The 25,256-nt window shown below is 49.9% G+C and carries 25 protein-coding genes; 10 read left to right on the forward strand and 15 right to left on the reverse strand.

Features of this window, described 5'->3' with window-relative positions:
* Positions 1-93 precede the first annotated feature (93 nt).
* Complete coding sequence (locus tag C7Y71_RS03655) at positions 94-1,089, reverse strand: helix-turn-helix transcriptional regulator (protein ID WP_111899265.1); 996 nt, start codon at positions 1,087-1,089, stop codon at positions 94-96.
* Complete coding sequence (locus C7Y71_RS03660; RefSeq protein ID WP_111899266.1) at positions 1,089-1,295, reverse strand: helix-turn-helix transcriptional regulator; 207 nt, start codon at positions 1,293-1,295, stop codon at positions 1,089-1,091. The genes C7Y71_RS03655 and C7Y71_RS03660 overlap by 1 nt, the downstream gene beginning before the upstream one ends.
* A 288-nt stretch (positions 1,296-1,583) precedes the next feature.
* Here C7Y71_RS03660 and C7Y71_RS03665 point away from each other — a divergent pair, with 288 nt between their 5' ends.
* The 6 genes from C7Y71_RS03665 to C7Y71_RS03690 all read left to right on the forward strand — a co-directional run bounded on the left by C7Y71_RS03665 (position 1,584) and on the right by C7Y71_RS03690 (position 8,034).
* Positions 1,584-3,335 carry a hypothetical protein gene (locus tag C7Y71_RS03665; protein ID WP_111899267.1) on the forward strand — a complete coding sequence of 584 codons (1,752 nt, stop codon included), beginning with the start codon at positions 1,584-1,586 and terminating at the stop codon, positions 3,333-3,335.
* A gap of 299 nt (positions 3,336-3,634) precedes the next feature.
* Positions 3,635-3,928, forward strand: a complete 294-nt coding sequence (locus C7Y71_RS03670; protein WP_111899268.1) for a four helix bundle protein — start codon at positions 3,635-3,637, stop codon at positions 3,926-3,928.
* 165 nt (positions 3,929-4,093) lie between these two features.
* Positions 4,094-4,387: a four helix bundle suffix domain-containing protein gene (locus tag C7Y71_RS03675; RefSeq protein ID WP_146739491.1), complete on the forward strand. Its 294-nt coding sequence runs from the start codon at positions 4,094-4,096 to the stop codon at positions 4,385-4,387.
* Between the two features lie 118 nt (positions 4,388-4,505).
* Positions 4,506-5,441, forward strand: coding sequence for a class I SAM-dependent methyltransferase (locus tag C7Y71_RS03680; protein WP_111899270.1), 936 nt, complete (start codon positions 4,506-4,508; stop codon positions 5,439-5,441).
* A gap of 503 nt (positions 5,442-5,944) precedes the next feature.
* Positions 5,945-7,318 (forward strand): sodium-dependent transporter, encoded by a 1,374-nt coding sequence (locus C7Y71_RS03685; RefSeq protein ID WP_111899271.1) that lies wholly within the window; start codon positions 5,945-5,947, stop codon positions 7,316-7,318.
* Positions 7,319-7,329: 11 nt separating this feature from the next.
* Complete coding sequence (locus tag C7Y71_RS03690) at positions 7,330-8,034, forward strand: SAM-dependent methyltransferase (protein WP_111899272.1); 705 nt, start codon at positions 7,330-7,332, stop codon at positions 8,032-8,034.
* 90 nt (positions 8,035-8,124) lie between these two features.
* On the opposite strand, the gene C7Y71_RS11785 is transcribed toward C7Y71_RS03690, so the two are convergent.
* Entirely contained in the window at positions 8,125-8,850 is a 726-nt protein-coding gene (locus tag C7Y71_RS11785; protein ID WP_193215959.1) for a zinc-ribbon domain-containing protein, read from the reverse strand.
* 984 nt (positions 8,851-9,834) lie between these two features.
* On the opposite strand from C7Y71_RS11785, the gene C7Y71_RS03705 reads away from it, so the two are divergent.
* A complete protein-coding gene (locus C7Y71_RS03705; protein ID WP_146739492.1) occupies positions 9,835-10,524 on the forward strand; it encodes a hypothetical protein in 690 nt (229 codons plus the stop codon).
* A gap of 86 nt (positions 10,525-10,610) precedes the next feature.
* Here the strand turns inward: C7Y71_RS03705 and C7Y71_RS03710 are convergent, their stop codons facing one another.
* The 11 genes from C7Y71_RS03710 to C7Y71_RS11790 form a co-directional block, all read right to left on the reverse strand.
* Positions 10,611-11,069, reverse strand: a complete 459-nt coding sequence (locus C7Y71_RS03710; protein ID WP_146739493.1) for a hypothetical protein — start codon at positions 11,067-11,069, stop codon at positions 10,611-10,613.
* A gap of 161 nt (positions 11,070-11,230) precedes the next feature.
* Entirely contained in the window at positions 11,231-11,902 is a 672-nt protein-coding gene (locus tag C7Y71_RS03715; protein WP_111899276.1) for a hypothetical protein, read from the reverse strand.
* A 78-nt stretch (positions 11,903-11,980) separates the two neighbouring features.
* Positions 11,981-12,193, reverse strand: a complete 213-nt coding sequence (locus tag C7Y71_RS03720) for a hypothetical protein (RefSeq protein ID WP_111899277.1) — start codon at positions 12,191-12,193, stop codon at positions 11,981-11,983.
* Positions 12,194-12,283: 90 nt separating this feature from the next.
* Positions 12,284-12,856, reverse strand: a complete 573-nt coding sequence (locus C7Y71_RS03725) for an N-acetylmuramoyl-L-alanine amidase (RefSeq protein WP_111899297.1) — start codon at positions 12,854-12,856, stop codon at positions 12,284-12,286.
* A complete protein-coding gene (locus C7Y71_RS03730) occupies positions 12,840-13,142 on the reverse strand; it encodes a hypothetical protein (protein WP_146739494.1) in 303 nt (100 codons plus the stop codon). The genes C7Y71_RS03725 and C7Y71_RS03730 overlap by 17 nt, the downstream gene beginning before the upstream one ends.
* A 675-nt stretch (positions 13,143-13,817) precedes the next feature.
* The gene (locus tag C7Y71_RS03735) at positions 13,818-15,812 is read right to left on the reverse strand and encodes a hypothetical protein (RefSeq protein ID WP_146739495.1); all 1,995 of its coding nucleotides are present in this window, start codon (positions 15,810-15,812) and stop codon (positions 13,818-13,820) included.
* Between the two features lie 541 nt (positions 15,813-16,353).
* The gene (locus C7Y71_RS03740; protein ID WP_111899280.1) at positions 16,354-16,986 is read right to left on the reverse strand and encodes a hypothetical protein; all 633 of its coding nucleotides are present in this window, start codon (positions 16,984-16,986) and stop codon (positions 16,354-16,356) included.
* Complete coding sequence (locus C7Y71_RS03745; RefSeq protein WP_111899281.1) at positions 16,973-17,524, reverse strand: hypothetical protein; 552 nt, start codon at positions 17,522-17,524, stop codon at positions 16,973-16,975. The genes C7Y71_RS03740 and C7Y71_RS03745 overlap by 14 nt, the downstream gene beginning before the upstream one ends.
* Before the next feature lie 103 nt (positions 17,525-17,627).
* Positions 17,628-19,124: a hypothetical protein gene (locus C7Y71_RS03750; protein ID WP_111899282.1), complete on the reverse strand. Its 1,497-nt coding sequence runs from the start codon at positions 19,122-19,124 to the stop codon at positions 17,628-17,630.
* Between the two features lie 62 nt (positions 19,125-19,186).
* Positions 19,187-19,807 carry a collagen-like triple helix repeat-containing protein gene (locus C7Y71_RS03755; RefSeq protein WP_111899283.1) on the reverse strand — a complete coding sequence of 207 codons (621 nt, stop codon included), beginning with the start codon at positions 19,805-19,807 and terminating at the stop codon, positions 19,187-19,189.
* 224 nt (positions 19,808-20,031) lie between these two features.
* Positions 20,032-20,196, reverse strand: a complete 165-nt coding sequence (locus tag C7Y71_RS11790) for a hypothetical protein (RefSeq protein WP_193215960.1) — start codon at positions 20,194-20,196, stop codon at positions 20,032-20,034.
* A gap of 297 nt (positions 20,197-20,493) precedes the next feature.
* On the opposite strand from C7Y71_RS11790, the gene C7Y71_RS03760 reads away from it, so the two are divergent.
* The 3 genes from C7Y71_RS03760 (at position 20,494) to C7Y71_RS03770 (ending at position 22,951) form a co-directional block, all read left to right on the forward strand.
* Complete coding sequence (locus C7Y71_RS03760) at positions 20,494-21,207, forward strand: hypothetical protein (RefSeq protein ID WP_111899284.1); 714 nt, start codon at positions 20,494-20,496, stop codon at positions 21,205-21,207.
* Positions 21,208-21,401: 194 nt separating this feature from the next.
* The gene (locus tag C7Y71_RS03765; protein WP_111899285.1) at positions 21,402-22,091 is read left to right on the forward strand and encodes a hypothetical protein; all 690 of its coding nucleotides are present in this window, start codon (positions 21,402-21,404) and stop codon (positions 22,089-22,091) included.
* A gap of 167 nt (positions 22,092-22,258) precedes the next feature.
* Positions 22,259-22,951, forward strand: coding sequence for a DUF4369 domain-containing protein (locus C7Y71_RS03770; RefSeq protein ID WP_193215961.1), 693 nt, complete (start codon positions 22,259-22,261; stop codon positions 22,949-22,951).
* A 664-nt stretch (positions 22,952-23,615) separates the two neighbouring features.
* Here the strand turns inward: C7Y71_RS03770 and C7Y71_RS03775 are convergent.
* Positions 23,616-25,190, reverse strand: a complete 1,575-nt coding sequence (locus C7Y71_RS03775) for a portal protein (protein ID WP_111899287.1) — start codon at positions 25,188-25,190, stop codon at positions 23,616-23,618.
* Between the last annotated feature and the right edge of the window lie 66 nt (positions 25,191-25,256).

The following is a 25,256-nucleotide window of genomic DNA, read 5'->3' on the forward strand; positions in this document are numbered from 1 at the left end:
CTCTTGCATCTTTACCATGTTGCTCTCAGTTTTGGGTTTCACATTTGATTTCTGGGCGCAAAGGTAAGTATTACACGTTCAATTTAACTGAACCTATTGATACTTTTCCATATTTTTTTTAATTCTGTCTGCAATTTTATCTCTCAGTGAAGATGGAGCCAATACTTCAAAGCGTTCTCCAAAAGAAAGAAGAAGTTGCTCCAACTCGAAGTTCGGTATCACCTTGATGGCAACTATAGCGCCACCATCTTCTTTCTCCTCAATCACTGTTTGAGATTTATGCAGAGGTTTTGATAGGGTGTAAGGCAGTTGCTCTTTATCAACCCATATCTTCACGGTCTGGGGTACTTCATCCGACTTAACGCTAACTCCAACTATATTGTCGAAATAGTGCGAGAAGTCAATTTCTGTATTCGGGATGAACTTAGCAGAAGTTTTTCCCATTGCTTCAACTCGGTCAAGCGCATAGATTGATATGTTCTTGTACTCATCATTGAGTGCAAATAGGAACCATCTTTGATTGTACTCTTTCAAATAGTAGGGATGAATGACCCCCTCAATAATCTTATTACTCCTATAGGTGTAGTACTTAATCTTGATGGCTTTCTTTTCTGAAACGGCCTTGAACAATGGCGTAAAGAAAGACATGCCTTTCAGTTCCTTGTTCTCATCAAAACCAATAACAGGCTCTGGACGGGCACTGACTGTTTCTTGAAGATGGGCACTCATCTCTTCAACCCATTCAAATCCAGGCATCCCCTCAAAACGGCGAAGCATGGACACAGATTGAGTTAGTTGGGCTATCTCTTCTTCATTCAACGGCGTGTTAAAAATAGAGAAGTGCGGGTCTTCATAGCGATACCTGATTTCACGCCCACTTCGAATCTGTTCCACCACAATATGCCAACGGTTCTCAATGGATAAGATATCGTTACGAATGGTGTTCAGAGCACTGATGGGTAATTCACCACGACGTTCCAAAGCATCATTGCATCTATCAAATATCTCCTGAGTGGAATAGCCCCTTCTACTTTGGAGACATCTGTCAATAATACTTTCCCTGAATGATCCGTTTTTTACGTTAGCCATTATTCTAAAGGACGTACTAATTCGTTTACATTAACTTCCAGCACTTTTGCTATTTGCAACAGCATCTCCAAATTAGGTTGCGTTGTATTCGTCACCCACTTGGAGATGGTAGCTTGGTCTTTGCCTAATTGTTCAGCCAGCCACTTGTTAGTTTTTTCTTTCTCGGCTAAAGCGACTTTAATTCGGTTGAGATGCTTGCTATCCATATTATAATAATGTATAATCCGAGTACAAAGATACATGTTTTTTGCCAAATTTATTCTTTTTGGAGATAAAAATGAGTGAAAATCGCAAAATATTTGAAGAAAACGCCAAATTGTCAGTAATACTGTGACATGACTGATATACTTTTCCCTTATTATTACCATATGGCCACCATTTGGTTGGTTGGCATCTATTTTGCACTTCTTTTCAATAAAAAGCTTATAATGGCATACACAGTAAATTCATGTTTCGAAGATTTCATGAGGAATTCCTGACATCAATTAATTAGAATGGAGTTGATAGTGCAAAAAATACTAGAGTTCCACGACTTATTCCCAAAAGAAAAAGAGTTGGATGTGCGAACAATACTGAAGAAATATAGTCGCGAGTATATTGTTCGTTGCTGTCATGTACTGTGCAATAATTACAGCAATGCTGCCTTTATTCCAGACAATAATAATACTTTTTTCTCAGAGGCAAGCAAGAAACATATTCCAAGTCTAAATGAAAGGATATCTAATTATCTTAATTCAACAGGGCAGGATAGAGTTTGCTATTGTACCGTAAAAACAGCATTAGAGTTGATGCGAGTGGCCTTTTCTATTCCGGTACAAGAGTATAAGAATAAAGGACAAAAAGAAGATTTTGAATATGATATGTTTCGTTCAATACTGATGCTTAATGAACACTTGATGGCTTATACCCATGCTGATAATTTGGATTTAGCATCGCTGTTGTTTGCAAACAACTATGTACAGAATGATATCATTAATCAAAATCAGAGTGATACCTTTGTTCGTCAGGTTACACACTATAAGAAACTTGTGGGTTTCATAGAGAATTATCCTAAATGCGCTAATGCACATGAACTATTCTTGCAAAAGATGGGGATTAACTCAATGGATGAGTATTCCAAAACTTGGGGGGCATTAGTGACACTATCAATGGATTATTTGAAGAGTGGTGTAAAAGCATGTCCTGTCTTTGACTATAATCAGTTGAAAGATGAACATCATCTTATAAGTAAGCCGGTGCTGGATAATCTCTGTATTGACATAACGGCTACTATACCATATGATGCAGAAGATGCAGAATCTAGAGATAATAATGTAGATTATAGAAATTTCCGCTCACACCCTCTGGTGAGGGTTGATGATGGTAAATATTTGATTTATAGTCTACACTTGCTATTGGAGAGACTATATAGCAGTCTATTCTTCGATATAAAGGATGGGGTCAAGAATGCTTTTGGTTTTTATAATAAAGAATTTGTTGAGCGACGGTTGTTTCAACCCGCTGTCCTTGCTGCTCTTTCAAAGTATACGTCATTCTATTTGCCTTCTAAACACGATGTAGAAGAATTGAATTCTCCAGCAGAGAAAGACGGACAACCAGATTTCTATATTAGAGAAGATTATAATATAATACTTTTTGAGTGTAAAGCAATAAGAATAAAAGGTGAGATAAAAGACAAATCTGACATTTCGGAACTACTAGATTTATTGAAACAAAAGCTATATCAGTCAACCCATAACACAGACAAAACACGCAAGGAGAAAAAAAAGCCAGAGGACTTGGGTGTAAAACAGCTTGTTAACCTAATGACTAGAATAGATGAAGATACTTTTGAATTTGATGATAATATCCCAGATGAAGTGGCGTATTATCCTGTTTTAGTATTAGAAGATACTCATCTTGTAATCCCAGGCATATCAAGCATTATAAATTCATGGTATAAAGAATTAATCCATAAAGAACTACCAAATCAAATGTGTCATCCGGTTGTTGTAATGTCCATAAACACGCTAATATGGCATAAACAAGCCTTTGCCAGATTTGGTTTCCATACCATATTTAATAATTATTACAGTAAAGCGGCAAAATATGAGGAAGATGGCATTCTTTGGTCTTTTAATCCTCTTGCAGATTTTGATACTTTTATGAATGAGCACTATAGAATTTCAAAATCAGAGAGACAGAAAATGTTTAATGAGTCATTAAGTGCATTAGGACTAAAAAAGGAAACCACTAGTGTCAATTGATAAAGACGCGAACATCATAGAGCATCTGCTAGAGTTAGAAGAAAAGGTGCTTGGCAAGAAACACAAATAGCGATTTGTGGATTTCTATTTTTGCTTGGCACTACAGCTTCTTTTATATTCTCTTATCGTTCACGTGTATTTGTAAATATCTGATACACAATAGCGTTTAGATTAGAGGAGGTGAAGTAAAAAAGAGAAATATTCAGAAAGCGTGCGGCCCCTCGGGCTGCACGCTTTGATCTTAAAATGAAATTTCGTTATGACGTAATAACGAAATAACGAAAAAAATCAACAAAAAAATGGCAATGCAAATCACGCGCTTCGGATATTATTGGTTAGACACGTGGGTGCTCGCTAATGTCATCCAGTTGGCAACACAGGATTTCTGTTCGCGTTTCCTGAATAACTCGAACGACCCGGGCGGACGACAGTATGACCAGATGACGCAGGCGGCACGCTCTGCCCCTGCAAATATAGCCGAAGGCAATTCGCGCCATGCCACTTCAAAAGAGACGGAGATGAAACTGACGGACGTGGCGCGCGCAACGCTATCCGAACTGGCGAACGACTATCTTAACTGGCTCCTGCGATAGGAGATCATTCCATGGTCAATCCATTCTTCTGAATACAATACCGTCAGTAATATCCGGCTCGACCGACCGGGTTATCAAGATGACGTGCTGCATGAAAGCAGTATTCACATCCTTGCCCAGAAACATAAGTTTGACCGGTGGCTGAAGAGTGATGATTCGATCGTCGTGGCGAACTGTCTGTTAGTGCTCACGGGGCGTTTGGTGATGATGATAAGCCGGCAGATAGAACGCCAGCTTGAGGATTTCAAGGCAGAAGGAGGCTTCACCGAGGGCTTGACGGCAGAACGCCTCGAATACCGCAAACAGCAAAGCGCCCATGCCGATGCTCCGCCGTGTCCGCAATGCGGCAAGCCAATGATCAGGCGCGTGGCAAAAAAAAGGCGTCAACGCAGGCAAAGAATTCTGGAGTTGCAGCGACTATCCCAGGTGCATGGGAACAATGTCGATATAACGATATAACGTCATAACGTCATTACGCAATAACGCCATAACGTTTAAATATTTTCGGCCCGGTCTGGCAGTGCTTCACAAAAAATTTTCATAATTTTGCTCTTTAAAAGCAAAAAGGAAAAGAATTATGACGCAAGAGACTCAGAATAAGCAGACAAACACCGACGGGCAGCCGAAGTTCCATCTTGACACCTGCCCCCTCTGCGGCAGCACGGAATTCGCCAAGGAGCGCACGTGCACGGACTTCTATGCGAGCGGTGAACAGTTCGATGTTTGCCGTTGCAGCAAGTGCGGCTTCATTTTCACACAGGACGCGCCGGACGAGAGTGTGGTGGGGCCCTACTACGAAACGAAAGACTACATCTCGCTGAGCGACACGAACGAAGGCGTGATGAACAAGGTGTACCACGCCGTGCGCAACCACATGCTCAAGCGCAAGAGCCGACTCGTGCAGCAGGCGGCAGGTATGGAGAAAGGCACCATCCTCGACATCGGCACAGGCACGGGCTATTTCCTCCACACCATGCAGCAGGCAGGGTGGAAGGTGGAAGGCATCGAGAAGAGTGCTGAAGGAAGAAAATTCTCAAAGGAGCATTTCGGCCTCGACATCCACGACAACGACTACCTCTCTCAGACCGACACCGCCTCGAAGGACGTCATAACGCTCTGGCACGTGATGGAGCACCTGCAGCAACTCAACGAGTCGTGGCAGCACATAGCACGCACACTCAAGCCGGGCGGCACACTCGTAGTGGCTGTGCCCAACTGCGGCAGCGCCGATGCCGACCACTATCAGGACTACTGGGCAGCATACGACACACCGCGCCACCTCTGGCACTTCCAGCCCGACACGATGAAGGCATTCGGCGAAAAGCACGGTTTCGAACTGCAGAAGATACACCCCATGCCCTTCGATGCGTTCTATGTGTCGATGCTCAGCGAGAAATACCGCGGCAAGAGCGCCACATTCCTCCGCGGTGCATGGCAAGGCCTGATTTGCTATTTCAAGGCACTCGGCAAACCACAGCGAAGCAGTTCGGTGATTTATGTCTTTAGGAAGTAAACTCTTTGAGCGAAGTTTTAAAGAAGATAAAGAATTTCGAAGTTAAGAAGTTAGCGAAGTTAATGAAGTTAACGACGATACTTTAGACCAACAAATAACAGAAAGGAGTTAAAGAATTTCGAAGTTAACGAAGTTAGCGAAGTTAATGAAGTTAACAACGATACTTTAGACCGACAAATAACAGAAAGGAGAATATGTAATAATAATTAGCATTAGGTAACGTCGTTAACTTCGAGCGAAGCGATAACTTCAATAACTTCGTTAACTTCAAAGATAAAGAGGTAACGTCGTTAACTTCGAGCGAAGCGATAACTTCAATAACTTCGTTAACTTCAAAGATAAAGAGGTAACGTCGTTAACTTCGAGCGAAGCGATAACTTCAATAACTTCGATAACTTCAAAGATAAAGAGGTAACGTCGTTAACTTCGAGCGAAGCGATAACTTCAATAACTTCGATAACTTCAAGAAAAAAGAACTACTTCAAGAAAATAAAGAACAACCCATGTCAAGAAGCAATTTCTCCGGAAAATTAGGACTTATCCTCGCCTCGGCAGGGTCCGCTGTAGGGCTCGGCAATCTATGGCGTTTCCCCACCGAAACGGGCGAGAACGGCGGTAGCGCATTCCTCATCATCTATCTGGCTTGCGTCATCGTTTTCGGTTTGCCCGTCATGATTTCAGAGTTCATGATAGGCCGCAGCAGCCGCGTCAGTGTGGGAAGGTCGTACAGTGTACTCGCACCGGGAAGCCTCTGGAAATGGCTCGGACCGCTGCAAGTGCTCACACCCTTCCTTATCCTGTGCTACTACAACGTGGTGGCAGGGTGGACACTATGGTACGCCGGCGAAGCGGCTGTGAACGGCTTCAGCACCATGGCGCAGAGTAGTGAATCGGCAGCGGTGTTTTCCGACTTCTTCGCCGAATTCGTGGGCTCATGGTGGAAACAGATCCTCTGCCTCATCGTCTTCATGGGCATCACCCACTATGTCATCGTGCAGGGTGTAACGAAAGGCATCGAGCGCTCGTCGAAGGTGCTCATGCCGGGACTCTTCATCCTCCTGCTCCTCCTCGTGGGTTGTGCCCTCACCATGCCCGGCGCAAAGGAAGGACTCAACTTTCTCTTCAAGCCCGACTTCTCGAAGATAACAACCTCCACAGTGCTCTCCGCCATGGGACAGGCGTTCTTCTCCCTCAGCCTCGGTATGGGCATACTCACCACCTACGCCTCCTATTTTAAGGACGACGCCAACCTCGGCAAGTCGGCGCTGTCCATCGGCGCCATCGACACATTCGTGGCAATACTCGCCGGTGTGTTCATCTTCCCCGCAGTATTCACGGCAGGCATAGAACCGTCGAAAGGCCCGTCGCTGCTCTTCGAAGCGCTGCCCAACGTGTTCCAGAGCGCATTCGGAGGACTGCCATGGCTGTCGTACATCGTCAGCCTCGCGTTCTATCTCCTGCTCATCCTTGCCACACTCACCAGCGCCATATCCATACACGAAGCCGTTACGTCCTACCTCGCCGAAGCGCTCCACTGGAGCCGCAGGAAGGCTGCAACATTAGTAAGCCTCTCGACGGCTGCAATAGGCGTGCTCTGCGCACTGTCGCTCGGAGCGCTCAAAGGCGAACTCACCTTCTTCGACATGGCGCTCTTCGACATCTTCGACTATGTCACGGCGAAATGGCTGCTGCCCATAGGCGGTATGCTCATCACGATTTTTGCAGGGTGGCGACTCTCGAAGCGGGTGTGGTGGAAACAGATGACCAACAGCGGGACAAAGCGTTTCCCCATATTCCCCATTTTCGTATTCATGATACGCTTCGTATGCCCCATCGGCATTCTCCTTATCTTCCTTAACGAACTCAAAGTGTTCTAAATCACACACACATGACACCTGCACTCTACCTCATACCCTGCCCCATCGGCGCTACACCGACGGAGCAGGTGCTTCCGGCATACAACAAGGAAGTGATCCTCTCCATACGCCACTTCATTGTGGAAGAAATCCGGACAGCGCGCCGCTTCCTCAAAAGCGTGGACCGCAGCATCGACATCGATGCCCTCACCTTCCACGCCATGGGCAAACACGCCGACCAAGCGCTCTTTGCCTCCTATCTCGAACCACTGCGACGCGGCGAGTCAGTAGGCATCATCAGCGAAGCAGGCTGCCCCGCCGTGGCTGACCCGGGCGCCGACATCGTGGCGATAGCACAGCGCGAAGGCATGCGCGTCATACCGCTCGTGGGACCGTCATCCATACTCATGGCACTCATGGCAAGCGGACTCAACGGACAGAGTTTCGCCTTCAACGGCTACCTGCCCATCGACCCCACACAGCGCACACGACGCATCAAGCAACTCGAAGCGCGCGCCCAGACAGAACACCAACCGCAAATCTTCATAGAAACACCCTACCGCAACCACAAAATGCTCAGCGACATTATCGCTGCCTGCCGACCCGGCACACGCCTGTGCATAGCAGCAGCCATATCCACAGAGCAGGAATACATCCGCACACAAACCATAGCCGACTGGAAAAAACACCCCGCACCCAACCTCGCAAAACTACCAACCATTTTTATAGTAGGATAGCGGAGGGTTGAGAGTATTCAGAGTATTCAGAGTATTCAGAGTATTCAGAGTATTCCGAACATTCCGAATACTCCAAAACCTCTGTCTTCTCTAAAGCGAAACGCGGTAGGAATAGCCTTTTCCGCTCTTGTGGCGCGCACGGCCCGAATAGTTGCCGCGGCCGTCGCCTGTAGCAGAGAAGGTCCAGTAGATGCCGTATTCCGTCGTTTTCAGGTGCATGCGACGGGAGTTGAGTGTGCCGGTAACAGCCCACGAAACACCCTGCGTATAATTATTGAACGTGCCATAGTAATTATCGCCATAGTTGCACGACACGTCGAACGACACATTGTCGCCGTTGAGCACACCCGACAGGCTGGCATACGAAGGTATGGAAATGTCGTTCGCCTGTGGCGCTTGCGCGGCCTGTGCCTGGGCTTTGGCTTTTTCGGCAGCGGCTGTGGCCTGGTTAGCCTGCTCCTGTGCCTTCTTGGCATTCTGTTCTGCCTCGTCTGCCAGTTTCTTAGCCTGGTCGGCCTCCTGCTGCGCCTGTTCGGCCTTCTGACGCTCCACCTCGGCTTGCCGGCGCTCCTCTTTGGCGTTCTGGCTGTGAATATACAAGAAGATGCCGCCTAAGATAAGTATCAGTGCCACCAAGCCCGTGATGATGCCTATCAGCCAGGTCTTAGTGCTGTTGTTCGCATTACCCGGCTGCTGACCATAATAACTATTGCCTGCTACAGGGCGTTGTGCATAGCCTGTGGCATTGCCGCAAAGAGGGCAGAAAGCTGCCGATTCGGGAATGGCATTCCCGCAGTGTGGACATTGAATGGACATGGTATTTCAGTTTTTGTTCTGTTTTACCCCACAAAAATAAGAAAATATCTGCTATTGTCAAACTGTGTGCAGAAAATATTTCAAGTTTTGCAAGTTCCGCTTGCTTGAAGTTAACAACGGTACCTTTTTCGCTTTGAAGTTAACGGAGTTATTGAAGTTATCGCTTCGCTCGAAGTTAACGACGGTACTTCTTTCTCTTTGAAGTTAACGGAGTTATTGAAGTTATCGCTTCGCTCGAAGTTAACGACGGTACTTCTTTCGCTTTGAAGTTAACGGAGTTATTGAAGTTATCGCTTCGCTCGAAGTTAACGACGGTACTTCTTTCGCTTTGAAGTTAACGGAGTTATTGAAGTTATCGCTTCGCTCGAAGTTAACGACGGTACTTCTTTCTCTTTGAAGTTAACGGAGTTATTGAAGTTATCGCTTCGCTCGAAGTTAACGACGGTACTTCTTTCTCTTTGAAGTTAACGGAGTTATTGAAGTTATCGCTTCGCTCGAAGTTAACGACGGTACTTCTTTCTCTTTGAAGTTAACGGAGTTATTGAAGTTATCGCTTCGCTCGAAGTTAACGACATTAGCTTATGCTGATGTTCTCTTTGAAGTTAATGAAGTTATTGAAGTTATCGCTTCGCTCGAAGTTAACGACATTACCTCTTTATCTTTGAAGTTAACGAAGTTATTGAAGTTATCGCTTCGCTCGAAGTTAACGACATTACCTAATGCTGATGACTTTCTTTCTTCTTTCTTTTGTTATTTATCGGTCTAAGGTATCGTCGCTAACTTCGTTAACTTCGATAACTTCGATAACTTCAAAATTAAACTTCGTTATCAGTCCAACGTATCGTCGCTAACTTCGTTAACTTCGATAACTCCGAGCGTAGCGATAACTTCAGAAAGTTGCAAAATAATTTTTCAGCCGTTTTTTTGCAAATGTAGCGGCAAGGCTGTATATTTGCATGAAAATTGGAAAAAATCTACGACATTATGGATTTACAACTCACGCTCATACAACTCATACTCTTCGCCATCGGTGCATCACTCGTGGTGTGCTTCCTCACCTTCGTCGTGGCTAACATCTGCTATGGCAGACAGCCGCTCTGGCGATTCTCGAAACTCATGCTGCGCACGATAGTCTTCGGGCTGCTCATAGCCGGTGTACTCATCTATGTAGGCTATAAGCACCTGCCGCGAAACATCGAGATCTACGACGGCGGAGAAACCGTAACGCGCTACGGCATCAACATACAGTCGTACCAGCACCGCAACCGCGTGCTCCTCACCAACAAGACAGCGCAGGAAGAACTCTTCTACATACAGACGGGCGAAGGACAGAACGGCAAGGAAGCCACCTTCGAAGTCATCAGCAAAGACATACCGCTCGAAGTGTACGGCGTACCCAAGGCATACCTCGTGAAGGCTGCCGACGCCAAGGCGCAGAACCTCATGCCCATCGTCGTCACAGAAGCCGAAGCAAAGACATATTTCGGCGGAGCAGCCGACTGGCGCACCGTGAGAAACATCTACTACCGCACCGAAATGCAAGAGAAGGAAATAGAAGACATCATCAGGCAGAAAACCGAAGAAGCCAAGCGCAAGGACACCATCGCAGCAAAACTCAAGACCAGCATCCACCCGGAAGTAGTGGTAGATAGCGCATTGAAGATGAAACCATAAGACCATTCTGAATAATCGGAATAATCTGATTTTTCTGAAAACTCCGACTATTCCGATTACTCCGAATTACTCCGACAAAGCAACCCCTACCGCCTCACTTGCGACAGCAAGAGGCTGCGTAGGGTTTTTCGTGCGGTCTCCGCATACGCGGCGAAGCGGTCGGCTTGCTCCGGCATTGCTATGGCGGTCCATGTGGCGAGCAACCGGCGCACGGCATAGCGCACGATGGCTGTGGGCAGTGCTGCGGCATGTGCCGACGGCAGCGTTTCAGGCACCGCGACATTCAGCACGAAGTCGGCGGCGAGGTCTATGCCGTGAGGCAGGGGCGGCAGTTCCGCATCGGTAATGTAAGGCGCCAAGATTCGCGCCACGTCGGTCAGCACGTCCTGCCAGGCACTTTCGAGCACCTCGCGGTCCTCATCCTGGATAGCTATCCGCGGATAGGCACTGCCATCAGCCGAACCGTCCGCCTGTTTGGCAGCCACATACGCCGCCAGTTTCTGTACCTCGGCAAACACCGAGGATTTTGAAATTCTTATTTGCATTTTTCGTTAGTATTAGGTTATCAGGAATAATTCTCAATTGTCACAGCATCTCCCCTGACGAGTGGCGCAGGGCTAAAGCCCTTGCGTCACGCCACTCGCCAGCGGAGCCCGCAAAAGCCTGGCTTGGGTTGGCATCATGGGAAAGGATGCATTTTCAGTTCTTAGGGACGCACGGGCCGCACAGTGCGACCGGTCGTGCGGCTGTTGAAGTCGTCGACGAACACTTCGCCCGAGCCGATGCTCAGGCCGTACGCGCTGCCCGGACAGCCCGAGACGAGCGAACTCGACCAGAAGAAGCCGGCGTACGCGCAGTAGAGCTGCGTGTCGTCGCGTTCGCCCCCAGCGGGAAGGAAAATACTTTTTCCGTTAGTAGCCGTAAGGAGAGAACCATTCACACCAGTACCTTTATAGTTTTCTATCCACTTTTCTTTCGTATTATTGCAAAGTTCTTCCATTTGTTCTTTTGTAGGCATACGCCACTGTCCTCCCCATTTCACATGGGCAACATCGTCCTCTGGATCAAGGACAGTCTTATTATCTGTATGCCAATTTTCACCAAAATCGGGGTTATCACAATACTTCGTAAGTTCAATAATTTCTCCCCACTTGTACGTACTCCAATCATAATTGGTTTTAGTGGCTATCTCGCCCCATGCATAATAATCGCCGTATGCCGTAGGTCTTGAAGCACCTACGTTGCAGCATGCCCATTTCGTGCCGCTCGGCAAACCGAGGTCGATGGCATGGGGGTGGTTGCTGTCGGGACAAGTTTGTTGCGCAGAGATAGGCAGACCTACCGCAAGCGCCATAAGAATAATCACAAATCTTTTCATGGTAGTTGTTTTTTTGGTTGGATTATGTTTTGCAAATATAACAATTACGCCGCTAAAAGCAAAAATATTCCCGCCTTTTTATCTTTCTATTTGTTTAGGAGTATCCGGAAAACGGGCTGAAAGTCCGTCAAGCCCATAGCCCAGGGCAACGCCCTGGGTGAATTGGTGTTTAGTCGTTTCGCCCTGTAGGGGCAAAAGCCATATAATCTGAATATCTGCCGCTTTTGCGCTTACAGCGCGCCATTGTCGTTGATTATCTTCACCCGGGGCGTTGACCTGGGCTATGAGCATATTTGGCTTTCAGCCAATTTTACCGGACAACAAGAACAGTCTTTTCATTGTTTCTATAGCTTCTATGGCCTCTATAGCATCTATAGCCTTCTACAGGCTCTCAATATACTTCATAATGCCCTCCACATGCAGGCGCACGACGGCTGCCTTGCCGGCTTCGGAGAGGAGGAACGCCACGTCTTCGCGGTTGTCCTGGAAGAAGTTCTCGGTCAGTACGGCGGGACAGACGGTGTGCTTGAGGATGTAGAAACCGGCTGTCCAGTATTTCTGCGAGCGGCTCGGTGTGCGCACCTGCAGCCCCTGTGCCTTGGTGGCATCGTATAGGCAGCCGGCGAGGCGTTTCGCGCGTTCGCTGCACTGCCTGTACACCCACCCGCTCCAGCCGCGCGCATTCATCCATTGTCCGTGCCCGGCGGCATTGCAGTGTATGCTCACGAGGATGGTGCTGCCTGCCGGGTGGCGGTTCACGCGGCGGCAACGCTCAGCGAGCGACACGTCCCACATTTCTTTTACTATCCTTTCGGCATCCACACCGCGCCGATGCAGTTCTTTCTCCACGCGCTCGGCTATCTCGCGCACGTAGGCATACTCGCGCAGACGCCCGTCGGGGCTGCGCTTACCGGCTGTGTCGGAGCCGTGGCCGTTGTCAATCAGTACTTTCAGTTTTTTCATAGTCTTGTTCGTTTTCACGTTCGTTTTCAGGTTGTTCATTAGTATTGTTTTCAGGGTTTAAGCCGCTGCGCCTGAATTCCTTGGTAAAGGCGCTGAAGCGACGGTCCACATAGATGCCCACGCCGAAGATGGATCCGGCATAGATGAGGCATTGCGAAAAGAGCCATAGCACACTGTCGCTGATCTCGCCCGGAGGCGGAGTAATAAACCCTGCCACGGCGAAGGCAAGACCGGCAACGAGCATGCCTACGGCGGTGATGGTCTGTGTGTTTTTCATGGTTGTGTTAGTATTTTTCTGTAGTATCATAGAAGTTAGCGAAGTTAAAGAAGTTAACGAAGTTAAAGACGATACTTTAGACCGACAAATAACAGAAAGGAGTTAAAGAATTTCGAAGTTAACGAAGTTAGCGAAGTTAATGAAGTTAACGACGATACTTTAGACCGACAAATAACAGAAAGGAGTTAAAGAATTTCGAAGTTAACGAAGTTAGCGAAGTTAATGAAGTTAACGACGATACTTTAGACCGACAAATAACAGAAAGAAGAATATGTAATAAAAATTAGCATTAGATAACGTCGTTAACTTCGAGCGAAGCGATAACTTCAATAACTTCATTAACTTCAAAGAAAACATCAGCATAAGCTAATGTCGTTAACTTCGAGCGAAGCGATAACTTCAATAACGTCATTAACTTCAAAGAAAACATCAGCATAAGCTAATGTCGTTAACTTCGAGCGAAGCGATAACTTCAATAACTTCGTTAACTTCAAAGAAAACATCAGCATAAGCTAATGTCGTTAACTTCGAGCGAAGCGATAACTTCAATAACTTCGTTAACTTCAAAGAAAACATCAGCATAAGCTAATGTCGTTAACTTCGAGCGAAGCGATAACTTCAATAACTTCGTTAACTTCAAAGATAAAGAGGTAACGTCGTTAACTTCGAAAACTTCTATACCCTCTCCACATTCCCCGCATAGTCCGTACCATTCCCCGTTGAGATGCAGCCGATGGCGTGCGTGCCTGTGGCGAGGGTCGTTCGGATGCCTATGCTGTTGGCTGTGGCGTAGCAGGCGTGGCAGAGCATGGCTGTTTCTGCGCCCGAGGGTGCCGCGCCCTGTGCCGAGAAACCCGTGCCTTCGCGCGACGAGCCTGTCCAGGCGTGGGTCGGCAGGTTCTTGCGCGCCATAGTGCCGTAGTAGGCTGCCCGTCCGCCGCTCGCCGGTGTGCACCCGCTGCCGTTGTATTCATACAGTCCGCCGCGCGAGGTTACGGTGCAATGCTCGTGGCAACTCTCGCCGTCGTCGCAGTTGTCGTGCCCCCAGCAGTTCTCGAGCACGATGTCCGAAGGACTGTCGGCTGTGCCGTGTCCGTTGAAACCGTCGTTGGAGCAGCCGTATGCCTCGCAGCGGCACATGAGGAAGTCCGTCGTGCCGTCGTAGCGTATGGCACCGGCGGCATTCACCATGCCCACACTCACGTTCTCCAACAGTCCGTGCATACCGGTGAGCAGAAGCGGCGCATAGAGAAATGCCACGTTCCGCACCGCTGTCGTACCGCCGACGGTGCCGCTTATCGTGCGGCGTGGTATGACGACGGGGTGCGTGGCGAGGTCTGTGCCTTCTGCCTTCGAGAAATAGAGCGTCGTACCGCTGACGTACCATTTCAGCACGTCCGTGCTCGCTTCAATCTCGGCTATCGACGACGCTGGATAGATGCGCGTGGAGGGCAGGCGGTGCGTGGTGCCTTCCTGTGCAGGATGCACCTCCGACGGCAGTATCGCAGTGGCGGCATCTGCCACATCGTGCTGCCAGAGGTAGGTGCCGCGCGTAGGCGGCTTGTCTATTGTAGCGCACAGCACACGCGTATAGCCAGCCGCCGTCTCCGCTGCCGTCACGCGATAGCAACTGATGCAGCGCACGCGCCCTGCTCCCGTCAGTCTGCCGTAGTTGGAGAGGTCAATCGGCAGGTTCAGGTAGTCGCCGGAGAGCATCACGAGTTCGCCGTCGGGCGCAAGCAACGTGTTCGCACGGCGCAGGGAAAGCACGGGAGAGTCGGCTGAAAGTCCGTCGTTCAGGTCGCTGCCTTGGGGCGAGAGATAGATGCGGCGCGCAAAGGGTTTGGCGGACACGATGTCGGCGTGGCACAACGTTTTGTCGGTCTGCACCACGAAGGTGCGCAGGGCGTTGAACACTGCCGCCTCAGCCCCCGCCGGCGGTGTGAGTTCGTAACTGCCCTCACCTGCCGTACAGTCCACGTGTCCCACCACGCCGCCCCCTGCGCCCAGCCACACCACGATGGGGAAAAACGTGGTGGCTGTCTCGCTCACCAGTTTGTTGTAGAGCAGGAAACGCTCCACACCTTCCACCGCGAGGGGCGCCGTGTGGAGGTAGGCACTGCTCGTGCTCACACTCCCGTCCGCACGCATCAGCCCCGTCTCGGTGAACACATCGTCGGCAAAGTAGCGGTAGATGCGGCGGCGGTGGCTCTGTTCGAGGGCATCAACACGCGCGGTGAGACCTGTCACGTCGCTCATATCTACCGCTTCGCCCTGTGTCCACGCACCTGCCGTGGCGCAGCGATAGACGTAGGTGGTGCCGTCCTCTGTCACGTAAGCCCAGTCGCCCGGCTCTGGCGATGCACACGCTGCCACGAGTGCTGCCAGACCGTCATAGAAACCCTTGAAGGCTGTGCGCAAGCCGCTGTAGCGGAGCGTGCCGCCCACGGTGAGGTCGCCGCTCACGAGGCAGTCGCCATTCACGGTGGTGAGTTGCCGCCCGTGGCTCTCCTCGTCGCCCGTGCTCCAGCGCACCTTGTAGCGGTCCCAGAACACGTCCTCGCCGCCAACGGTAGCGTAGTCGCCCTCGCGACCGCCCTCAGGATAACGCGCCCAGAGCGCGTCCATACTAGGGAAGTCGCCCAAGTTGTTCAGTCGTTGGTAATTCATGGTTGTTTCTTTTTTATAGAAGTTCAACTTTCTGAAGTTATCGCTACGCTCGAAGTTATCGAAGTTAATGAAGTTAACGACGAAACTTAGGACCGACAGATAACATCAGCATAAGGATAATAAAGAAGTTAAACGAAGTTAGAGAAGTTAACGAAGTTAGCGACGATACCTTAGACCGATAAATAATATCAGCATAAGGATAATAAAGAAGTTAAACGAAGTTAGAGAAGTTAACGAAGTTAGCGACGATACCTTAGACCGATAAATAACAAAAGAAAGAAGAAAGAAAGTCATCAGTATTAGGTAATGTCGTTAACTTCGAGCGAAGCGATAACTTCAATAACTCCGTTAACTTCAAAGAGAAAGAAGTACCGTCGTTAACTTCGAGCGAAGCGATAACTTCAATAACTCCGTTAACTTCAAAGAGAAAGAAGTACCGTCGTTAACTTCGAGCGAAGCGATAACTTCGTTAACTTCAATAACTTCAAAGAAAACATTAACTTCGATAACTTCGAGCAAAGCGTTAACTTCTTCAAAATCTTCAGTTCATCATCAGTGCCCGGCTCTGCTCTTCCAACCTCTGTGCAAGGTCGGCTTGTCCGAGGGTGCCTGCCACAAGCGATGCCAGGCGGCAGAGGAAGGCGGATAGGAGCCGTTCCGGCACATCCACTTCCGTATCGCGCTGAAAATCATACTGTGGCAAGGGAAAATACCGCGCCTGGCGCACCGAGACGGAAGGTCCCGAGTTGCAGCAGTAGAATTCGAGCACGCGCCCCACGTCGCCCTGCACGATGGCGACCACCGGATTCTGCGGTGTGCCGCGCAGTCCGCTCCAGCGGCTTTGCTGCCGCAAGTAGAGCGGATTGTCGGACGCGATGGTTTCAGTTACCGCCACCTGCCAGTCGGACATGCGGAAGGTGATGAGTCGGAAGAAGTCGTCGGGCAGCACCACATATCCTGCGCCGTAGCCCACACGGCTCTCCCACCCCACGGTGTCGGCAAATGCCTTGCCATTGCCCAGCATCGTTACGGGTGCCTGACTTGCCACGAGGCGCAGGGCGTTGTTGATGCGCGAAGTGATCAGTTGTTCGGGCGTTACACCCGTTGCCCCCTCTTCGCTCGGCTCAAGGTTCAGCAGCAGGAGGGTCTCTGAAATGATGTTATCCGGTGTCATCTTGCTTGAATTTTAAGGGGTTAGCATTTTCTCCTATCAAAAATCGCAGGTTCTTCCGCTTGGCAGCATCCATCAGGTCGTATGGCGTGAGTATCGACGCACGGTCTATGCCGTAATGCGTCGCAAGGTAGTCCTTGGCATCTTCGGCACACGCCACGTGCACATCGCGCATCGTCAGCGGGTCGAGGTGGGGTTTCGCCGGTGGCGGGGCGGGGGTTAAGGGGGGAGCGGGTTTCTCGGGCTTTCCGGAAGATCCGGGTTTTCCGGAGGGTCCGGAATTTCCGGAAGGTCTGGAATTTCCGGAATGTCCGGGAGGTCCGGGTTCGGGGCTTTCCTTAGCGAGGCGTATTTCTCCGCGTCTGAAGTATGTACTGCCTTCGAGTATGGCTATGGCGGCGGGGTTGTCGGTGGTGAATGTGGCAGGTGAACTGCCGTGGGCTGATGTCCATCCGCCACGGAAATGGAACATCACGCGCGCCTTGCCGCACGGCACGGCGAGCAGCCACTCTTGCATTTCTGGTGCGTAATAGGTTTTCATGGTGTGTGTGTTTTCTTTTTGGAATCGGAATACTCTGAATAATCAGAACATTCAGAGTACTCCGACCACTGTAAACTATAAACTGTCAACCATCAACTGTCAACTAAAAAAGGTCTCCCTCGAAGATTGTCCAGCCACTGCCGTCGTACTGCCAGAGCGTACCGGCGGGTGCTGTGAGTCCTGTGCCGAGGGTGGTGCGTTGCATCATGTAATAGACCATGCCACTGATGAGGTCGCTGCCCTCAGGTGCAGCACCTGACGCACTGGTCCATGTGGTGAGGTTCGTCATGCCCGCTTCCACCGTACCGTCCGACTCGCCGTCGATCCAGATGTGGCAGGAGCCTTTGAGCGCCAGGGCATCCCACGAGAGGATACCCGTGCGGGTGGCTTCTTCGCCCTCCACACGCTCACTGTAACTGTGTTCTGCCACACGCTGATAGTGCACGAGGCGATTCTCGCCGAGCAGCGCACCACTGTTGCTCCAGCCGAGGCGGTCGAGGGTGGGCTCACGCTTGATCTCGATGTCGCCGAACACGGTGTGGAAGTTCGTGACGAGCCAGCCGGCGGTGTTGGTCTTGGCGGTTACCTGCACTTCGGGGTGCTGCGAATAGTCCACACACTGTATCGATTCGAGCAGGTTCTTTCCGGCGAGCAGAATAGCCGTCTTAGGCACGTCTTCGCCCGTGAAGAACATCTTGGCAAGGGCGATGATCTTCTCCACCGTCCACTTCTGCGGTGCAGCGAGTTTGCGTCTGAACTGCCAGCGTATGCCTTCGGTGGAGTAGATGGTCTGCATACCAATCTTGGTCTGCACGCTGAACTTACCCTTCCTGCCTGCCCAGAGGCTGCGGTTGGCGCGCACCTTGTAGTTCTGTATCGCCTGCTCTGCCAGGATGGCCTTGGAGAAGGGTATCTGCTTGCGCTGGCTGTCGAAGTAGTCGCTCACCACCTGGTTCATGCCGCGTTTCTGCAGATAGATGGTGGTGGGTTGCGGCAGGAAGAGGTCGGGCTCCACTTCTTTCTGCGTCTCATAGAGGGCATTGGAGAGGATGACCATCGTCGTGCCGGCGGGTATGGCAGGTATGGTGCACACCTCGTCGGTAGGGTTCGCCTTCGGACCGTTCACGGCGCGCACTACGGGCAGCCCTGTGGTGGTGTCCTGCCCTGTAACGAAGAGCATCAGCGGCTTACCTGCCACAACGGCAGCACCCGTATCGTCGTAACCGTCAACACCCTGCACAAGGAGCGTGGTATAGGCGCGCAGCATATTCTGGTCGTTCGCTGCCAGAGGCAGTGTGGTCTGTTGTGCACTGCTCTCGGCTATGGCTTCAGTGGTCGTTACGCTGTGGCGCTGGTCGTCTGCCACGTAGTGCACCACTTCCGGACTCTTCACCATCACCTTCTTGGCGCGGAGCATGAGGTTCATCAGCGGTGTGTCGTCGGGATTGAAACGAAGCAGTTCTTCGTCAACGTCGGGCTCCACGAAGTGGCCCGCATCGATGCCGCCATCAGCGGCAGCAAGTTCGGAAACAAGGGCAGATACGCCCGGTAACTGGGTTTGGAGACCGGTCGTGCCGGTCGTAGGAGTTTGGTTTGACATAGTGTTTTTTGGTTTTAAAAAGGTTTGTGTTTTTTCTAAAGAACTTTAAGGACATTAAACGCTCAACTCTCTTTAGCCTGTCGTGCGAGGGAGAAGATGCTCACGGGTTTGAAATCGGCGGCAGGGATGTTGGCAGAAGGTGTAACAGGTATGCCGTCGGAGCGGTTGAGGCGTTTCAGGGCGATATCTACAGCGGCATTTCGCCCTCGCAATTCACCTTCTTCCGCAGCGCGTGCCACGTCCTTGTCGTAGCGGGCGGCGCGGGTGAGCAGCGGCAGCAGGTCTGCCCACCTGCCATGCTCTATCATCGCCGACACATCACTCGCCACAGGCTCCAGCAGGGCGGCATCCTCTTCAGAGAGACCTGCCTGGGCGATGCAGGCTTGCAGTGGAGAATCAGCAGGGGCTAAGGGTTCTCCGGTATTTCCGGAGGTTCCGGACGCTCCGGACATTCCAGGTTCTCCGGACGCTCCGGACATTCCGGAATTTCCGGGCTTTCCGTTCTCTCCGGGTTCTCCGGGTGCTTCGGCGTCTTCGGGTTCGTTGGTCTCTTCTGCCATATCGCCGAGGGCGGCAATGCGGGCAGCAAAGATGGCATTGACTTCTTCTGACAGGGCTTCGCGCACGGCTGTCTTCAGGGCGTCAGCCATCAGATTAAACTGAGAGCGGGTCATTCTTTTCATAGCATTAAATAAATTAGTTCAACAATAATAAGTGGTTTTGATGGTGCAAAGATAAAAGCACCAAAACAAACCGCCAAGACTTTTTGCTACCTGCCGTGCACGCCTGTAAATAAAGGGTTTCTGCGTTTTTAGGGTACTTTTTTCAAGCGGCAGGGAAAAGGCATAAAAAAAAACCGTCGCAGAATTTACTGCGGCGGCCGTTTTTTTGAAATAAGATAACCCGATTAGTTGTTTGTCCAATCGTTTTCCTGTTTCGGAGCAAACTCGTAACCATCCTTGTTGTCGTCATCAATAGGATTTGTGTCATCCTTAGGAATGGTTGTAGCGATAATGTTCTCATGACGCATTTCAAACGCCATTGTGACCGGAGTGTTATAAATCTTTTTCATTATTTTATATGTTTTTTTATATTTATTTGCGCATTTACACTTTTACGGCTGCAAAGTTAGCATAAAATCATTCATAGCCAACAATTTTAGGCTTTTTTTTATCACTTACCGCAAATTTATTTGCGTTTTTTGTAGTTTTCGGTTGACAAAATGGCAATAACACAGGTCGGAGAGGACAAAAAACGGAATAAAATCAGGAGTTGTTTCTCCGGCGGACAAATTCTAAAACTTTGTTAAAAACCTTGATAAGCGCATAGGTTTTAGTAATTTTGCACCAAACGAATAAGATTTTTAAGCATGAAAAGACCCCTCATTCTCGCATTGCTGCTCGCCATGACGACAACGTTCGCCACCGCGCAGAACGACAACGCCAAAGCACCGAAAGCACCTAAGACAGCAGTAGTCAACGAGATAAAACCAACCACACCCGACTATGTGTTCACCATGAAGGAGGTGCTCGACAAACTCACTACAGCGGACATCTACAAGATAGGCCCCTTCCTCAAGATGCGCGGCTTCAAGTATGAGGGCAGAAAAGGCGAAGTGAACGACCCAAGAGGCTACTACTATTGCTACAGCCTCAATGTGGAACTGCCCGACGGCGGACTCGACTCGCTCAAAATCACTGAAGGCGACCGTGTGCAACTCACACCCGTGGGACCGCACCCCTGCTTCGTAACCTACGGCTACTTCATGCACAGACAAACCCGTAAATGGTACAACCAGGCGTGCATCTGGTTCCCTGCCGACAGGGAAAACTATACCCGCTTCGTCAAAGGCAAAAACGAACTGCGCTTCAGGCAGGTAACACCGCAACAGGACGGCAATATACGCCCGGGCTACGAAAGCCCGCAGTACGGCAACATCTTCGTCGCACTCTACCCCGTGGACGAGGACGTGCTCTACTTCGACGGCGACAACGAAACAACAGTGCACGTGGGCAGCGACTTCGACCTGCACAACGCCATACAGATATGGATAGGGCTGCCCAAGCAGGATCCGCTACCATAAACAAAGACTATAACGAAGTGGAAAAATTGAAGAAGTTAACGCTCCGCTCGAAGTTAACGAAGTTAGTGAAGTTAACGACGATAGCGTTGAACCGATAAATAACAAAAGAAAGAAGAAATTACCATTAAGTAACGTCGTTAACTCCGAGCGAAGCGATAACTTCAATAACTTCGTTAACTTCAAGAAAAAAAACCATGCTCCGCAAGCCCCTGACCATAGCCCTCGCAGCCTGCCTCCTCGCAGCCTGCAACAAAAAGGATGGAAAACTGACGCGTGGCACAGCGGAGCCATTAAAAGAAGTGCCTGACGCGAGCGTAATAAAAACAGACACGACAGCGGCAGAAACAACGGTGGCAGACACTGCGGAGGAAAACTATTTCTACTACAAATCAAAACGTTTTCGACTCCCCGAAATAAAGCCGCTCGATTCTAAAGCGCTCGACATATCCCCCGTAAGCAAACTCAACACCAAAGCCATCAAGGACAACCAGAACCAGCAGAAAGAGCGCGAGAGGCTCATGGGAGAACTCAACAAAATGCAGTCGCAACTCAACGAGCACCAGAAGGCGGCATCAACGGCAGTACAGAACTTTCAGCAGCCCACAGAAGCACAGATAGACCACCAACTCGACAATTTCAAATACCTCATCTCGTCGGTCAGAAATTTTTCCGACATCGGCATACCACCCACACACAGCCACGCAGCAAAATTCAACGAAAACTACAACGACGTGCGCAAAAAGGTCCAGTCCACCTACCCTTTCATGAACAAGACACAAAAAGACCGTTATAACAAAACAAAAAAAGAACTGGATGCCGCCATGGACGAATGGATAAAAAAGACAATCTACGCCGGCAATCAGGAAACAGGCAGGAAAGAATAGGACAAATCTGCCCTACCCTCAATGCCTAAATATTCTAAAAAAAGACAGATAACTACTAAAAAATATTAAAATTGCCCCGCTGACACGACAGCACACTTCGCAATGTGCGGCAGAGGTGGTAATTTTGCAGAAAGAAAACGAATTTCAGCGGATAGACCGTAATGCCTATGACGAGATTCTACGCTCCGATACTCCTTATTATAACAGTCTGCCTCACGATGACGTCATGCGCCAGTACGTGCGAGATTTTCGGCAGCAACAGCAACCCGTCGTTCGAAGACAAGAAGGTGGCGCTGGTGCCGGAAAACAACGGCGACTTCGACGGGTCGGAAGAGACCATCACACACGGCACATTCATCATGACCTGCACAGGAGGTGCACCGCAACTCTGCCGAATCACGGTGGGTGGCGACCCCGTGGGATTTATGGTGGTGGAGAACGGCAAACTCGACATGGACCTCGACAAAAAAGGCAATGCCACAGTGTCGGGCACCAACCTGAACAATAAACTGGCACGCTACCTCTCGAAGATGAACGCCATAGAGTTCGAACTGGCACGCCAAGACCTTTTTTACACAAGCGCCACTCTCTTCGACGGCGACCCGGACGGCATACTGCACCGAGAGTTCCAGGCACGCTGCCGGAATTTGCTTGACAGCCGCAGAGAACTGCAGACCGAATTCATTACAAGCAATTTCGACAACGTGCTCGGAAAAGACTTCTTCTTACAACTGCTCAATGAACCGCCCACACCCGAAAGAAAAGCACAGGTGGAGCAAATCCTCAAGAAAGCACCCAAGAATTTCAAAAAGGATGAAGACATCAGGCGCTTCGTCACTCAGACAGGATATAAGCTTTAGAAGTTAACTCTTTTGAAGTTAACGAAGTTAATGTTTTCTTTGAAGTTAATGAAGTTAATGAAGTTATCGCTTCGCTCGAAGTTAACGACATTACCTCATACTCTTTAAAGTTATCGAAGTTAACGACGTTACCTCTTTATCTTTGAAGTTAACGAAGTTATTGAAGTTATCGCTTCGCTCGAAGTTAACGACATTACCTCATACTCTTTGAAGTTATCGAAGTTAACGACGTTACCTCTTTATCTTTGAAGTTAACGAAGTTATTGAAGTTATCGCTTCGCTCGGAGTTAACGACGTTACCTAATGCTAATTATTATTACATATTCTCCTTTCTGTTATTTGTCGGTCTAAAGTATCGTCGTTAACTTCATTAACTTCGCTAACTTCGTTAACTTCGAAATTCTTTAACTCCTTTCTGTTATTTGTCGGTCTAAAGTATCGTCGTTAACTTCATTAACTTCGCTAACTTCGTTAACTTCGAAATTCTTTAACTCCTTTCTGTTATTGGTCGGTCTAAAGTATCGTCGTTAACTTCATTAACTTCGCTAACTTCGTTAACTTCGAAATTCTTTAACTCCTTTCTGTTATTGGTCGGTCTAAAGTATCGTCGTTAACTTCGATAACTTCGTTAACTTCGAGCGAAGCGATAACTTCTTCAACTTCTTCAACTCTCCACTCTAAGGTCCATCTCCACGTCCCTCATGCGCAGGGGGTCGTAGATGATGCGGCGCAGTGTGTCGGGCTGATGGCCCGCTATGTTGAACACGCGCGGCTCGTCGTAGTACTGCACGATGTTCTTCAGGTCCTTATACGCGGCTTCGGTGGTGAAGTTGCGGAACGAGTCGAGCATGTCGAGCAGCGATAGTTTGGCGTTCTGTGTCTGCTGGTTGTAGAGTTGCGCACTGGTGCCGGCAAAAGCCACCTTGCCCTGCAAGGCATCGCTCACCCCACTGATATCCTCAAAGAAACCGAGTTGCATGTTGAGCAGTTCGGCTATGCCTGTGTTTGCCGTGCTGGCATTCACCTGCTGCGGCATAACGGTGTTGTTCTTGGTTTTCAGGAAGATAACACCGTTGTAGCGTGCCCATTCATCGGCTATGTCCTGCGCCGAGGCATATTCGGGCAGACACTCTTCGGGAAAGAGGAGCACCCCCTTGGCGGAGGAGCGTATCATCCAGTCCTGCAGGGTGATGAGGCGGTTCACGTAGCGCTGCTGGTCGATGACATCGCTCACGAAGGAGTGCACCTCGCCGTCGATGAAAGGATAAGCGAGGAACACGTAGGGATGGCTGTGGTGGGCGTAGGGTGTCTCGCCCTCTTCTATGACGTGCCCTGTGGGTGAGAGCAGAGCATAGCGCCACAGGTTGTCGATGAACCATTCCGTAGTGATCTCGGGGTCGCCGTTCTTCTTTCTCACAGCATTTTCGGCTTCTATGGCGGCAAGGTCGCCGAGTTCCGTCTTGTAGGCATTGCCGTTGCGCCGGTCGTGGCAGCGCAGTCGCGGACGCCGGTCCTTGTACCATAGTTCCACCACGCGGCAGGCACCCTGTCGCGAGGGCAGGAAGAAACTGGCGGGGAAGTCGCCCTGTCCGCCAAAGTCGTGCCACGTGGCTGCGAGGCTGTCGTTGTCGGCGGCCTCGGCGTAGATGTCGCGCAGGCGTTTATAGTCGGCTGTGGTGTGTGCAAAGCGCGCACAGAGTTCGCCGAACGACAGGTCGTGGAGTTCACCCACATACTGCGCGTCCCAGCCGCGGAAGTCGTGCATGTCGCTATCCACGAAGAAGGCTGTGGGCGACACGTAGTCCGTCCAGCAGTCCACGCGGTCGTTCCTCCAGCCGAAACTCTTGCGGTGTGCCACAAGACCGCCGATGAGGAGTTCTTCGAGCGTGCGGGCATAAACTTCATCCATGCGGTTGAGTTGCATGTTGCATTGCAGCACATTGGTCATCACGTCTGCCAGCGGCTGTTCGTCGGGGTCGCGTGCCACACACCTGTGCTGCTCCGCCTGCGAGCGGTAAACACCGATAACATTTCTCACGAGGCGGCGGATAAGGTTGTTCTTCAGCGGCACACTGCCCTGCCGGCGGATGTACTCGGCTTCGGACATGGTTTCGCCGTCGATGGTGACGGGGTCGTCCCACTGACGGCCGTAGGTGTAACGCTTGCAGCGCTCGCGCTCCTGGCGATATGCTGCCATCTTTGCCCAGCATTCCTGGGCGATTCTCAGTTTTTCTTTCATGGTTTTTGTGTGTTTTTGGGTTTTGGTCGGTGGTTGTCAGAAGATGCTGAATAATCTGAATATTCT

The organism is Pseudoprevotella muciniphila (assembly GCF_003265305.2).
Lineage (GTDB): Bacteria > Bacteroidota > Bacteroidia > Bacteroidales > Bacteroidaceae > Alloprevotella > Alloprevotella muciniphila.

Excerpts from the sequence above, each read along its gene's own strand:
- C7Y71_RS11785 (WP_193215959.1), bottom strand. The coding sequence starts at position 8,850 with ATGTCCATTCAATGTCCACACTGCGGGAATGCCATTCCCGAATCGGCA.
- C7Y71_RS03775 (WP_111899287.1), bottom strand. The coding sequence starts at position 25,190 with ATGAAAGAAAAACTGAGAATCGCCCAGGAATGCTGGGCAAAGATGGCA.
- C7Y71_RS03765 (WP_111899285.1), top strand. The coding sequence starts at position 21,402 with ATGCTCCGCAAGCCCCTGACCATAGCCCTCGCAGCCTGCCTCCTCGCA.
- C7Y71_RS03740 (WP_111899280.1), bottom strand. The coding sequence starts at position 16,986 with ATGACACCGGATAACATCATTTCAGAGACCCTCCTGCTGCTGAACCTT.
- C7Y71_RS03755 (WP_111899283.1), bottom strand. The coding sequence starts at position 19,807 with ATGAAAAGAATGACCCGCTCTCAGTTTAATCTGATGGCTGACGCCCTG.
- C7Y71_RS03720 (WP_111899277.1), bottom strand. The coding sequence starts at position 12,193 with ATGCTCATAGCCCAGGTCAACGCCCCGGGTGAAGATAATCAACGACAA.
- C7Y71_RS03710 (WP_146739493.1), bottom strand. The coding sequence starts at position 11,069 with ATGCAAATAAGAATTTCAAAATCCTCGGTGTTTGCCGAGGTACAGAAA.
- C7Y71_RS03730 (WP_146739494.1), bottom strand. The coding sequence starts at position 13,142 with ATGAAAAACACACAGACCATCACCGCCGTAGGCATGCTCGTTGCCGGT.
- C7Y71_RS03760 (WP_111899284.1), top strand. The coding sequence starts at position 20,494 with ATGAAAAGACCCCTCATTCTCGCATTGCTGCTCGCCATGACGACAACG.
- C7Y71_RS03660 (WP_111899266.1), bottom strand. The coding sequence starts at position 1,295 with ATGGATAGCAAGCATCTCAACCGAATTAAAGTCGCTTTAGCCGAGAAA.
- C7Y71_RS03685 (WP_111899271.1), top strand. The coding sequence starts at position 5,945 with ATGTCAAGAAGCAATTTCTCCGGAAAATTAGGACTTATCCTCGCCTCG.
- C7Y71_RS03750 (WP_111899282.1), bottom strand. The coding sequence starts at position 19,124 with ATGTCAAACCAAACTCCTACGACCGGCACGACCGGTCTCCAAACCCAG.
- C7Y71_RS03665 (WP_111899267.1), top strand. The coding sequence starts at position 1,584 with ATGGAGTTGATAGTGCAAAAAATACTAGAGTTCCACGACTTATTCCCA.
- C7Y71_RS03705 (WP_146739492.1), top strand. The coding sequence starts at position 9,835 with ATGGATTTACAACTCACGCTCATACAACTCATACTCTTCGCCATCGGT.
- C7Y71_RS03655 (WP_111899265.1), bottom strand. The coding sequence starts at position 1,089 with ATGGCTAACGTAAAAAACGGATCATTCAGGGAAAGTATTATTGACAGA.
- C7Y71_RS03745 (WP_111899281.1), bottom strand. The coding sequence starts at position 17,524 with ATGAAAACCTATTACGCACCAGAAATGCAAGAGTGGCTGCTCGCCGTG.
- C7Y71_RS11790 (WP_193215960.1), bottom strand. The coding sequence starts at position 20,196 with ATGAAAAAGATTTATAACACTCCGGTCACAATGGCGTTTGAAATGCGT.
- C7Y71_RS03715 (WP_111899276.1), bottom strand. The coding sequence starts at position 11,902 with ATGAAAAGATTTGTGATTATTCTTATGGCGCTTGCGGTAGGTCTGCCT.
- C7Y71_RS03680 (WP_111899270.1), top strand. The coding sequence starts at position 4,506 with ATGACGCAAGAGACTCAGAATAAGCAGACAAACACCGACGGGCAGCCG.
- C7Y71_RS03770 (WP_193215961.1), top strand. The coding sequence starts at position 22,259 with ATGACGAGATTCTACGCTCCGATACTCCTTATTATAACAGTCTGCCTC.
- C7Y71_RS03735 (WP_146739495.1), bottom strand. The coding sequence starts at position 15,812 with ATGAATTACCAACGACTGAACAACTTGGGCGACTTCCCTAGTATGGAC.
- C7Y71_RS03690 (WP_111899272.1), top strand. The coding sequence starts at position 7,330 with ATGACACCTGCACTCTACCTCATACCCTGCCCCATCGGCGCTACACCG.
- C7Y71_RS03670 (WP_111899268.1), top strand. The coding sequence starts at position 3,635 with ATGGCAATGCAAATCACGCGCTTCGGATATTATTGGTTAGACACGTGG.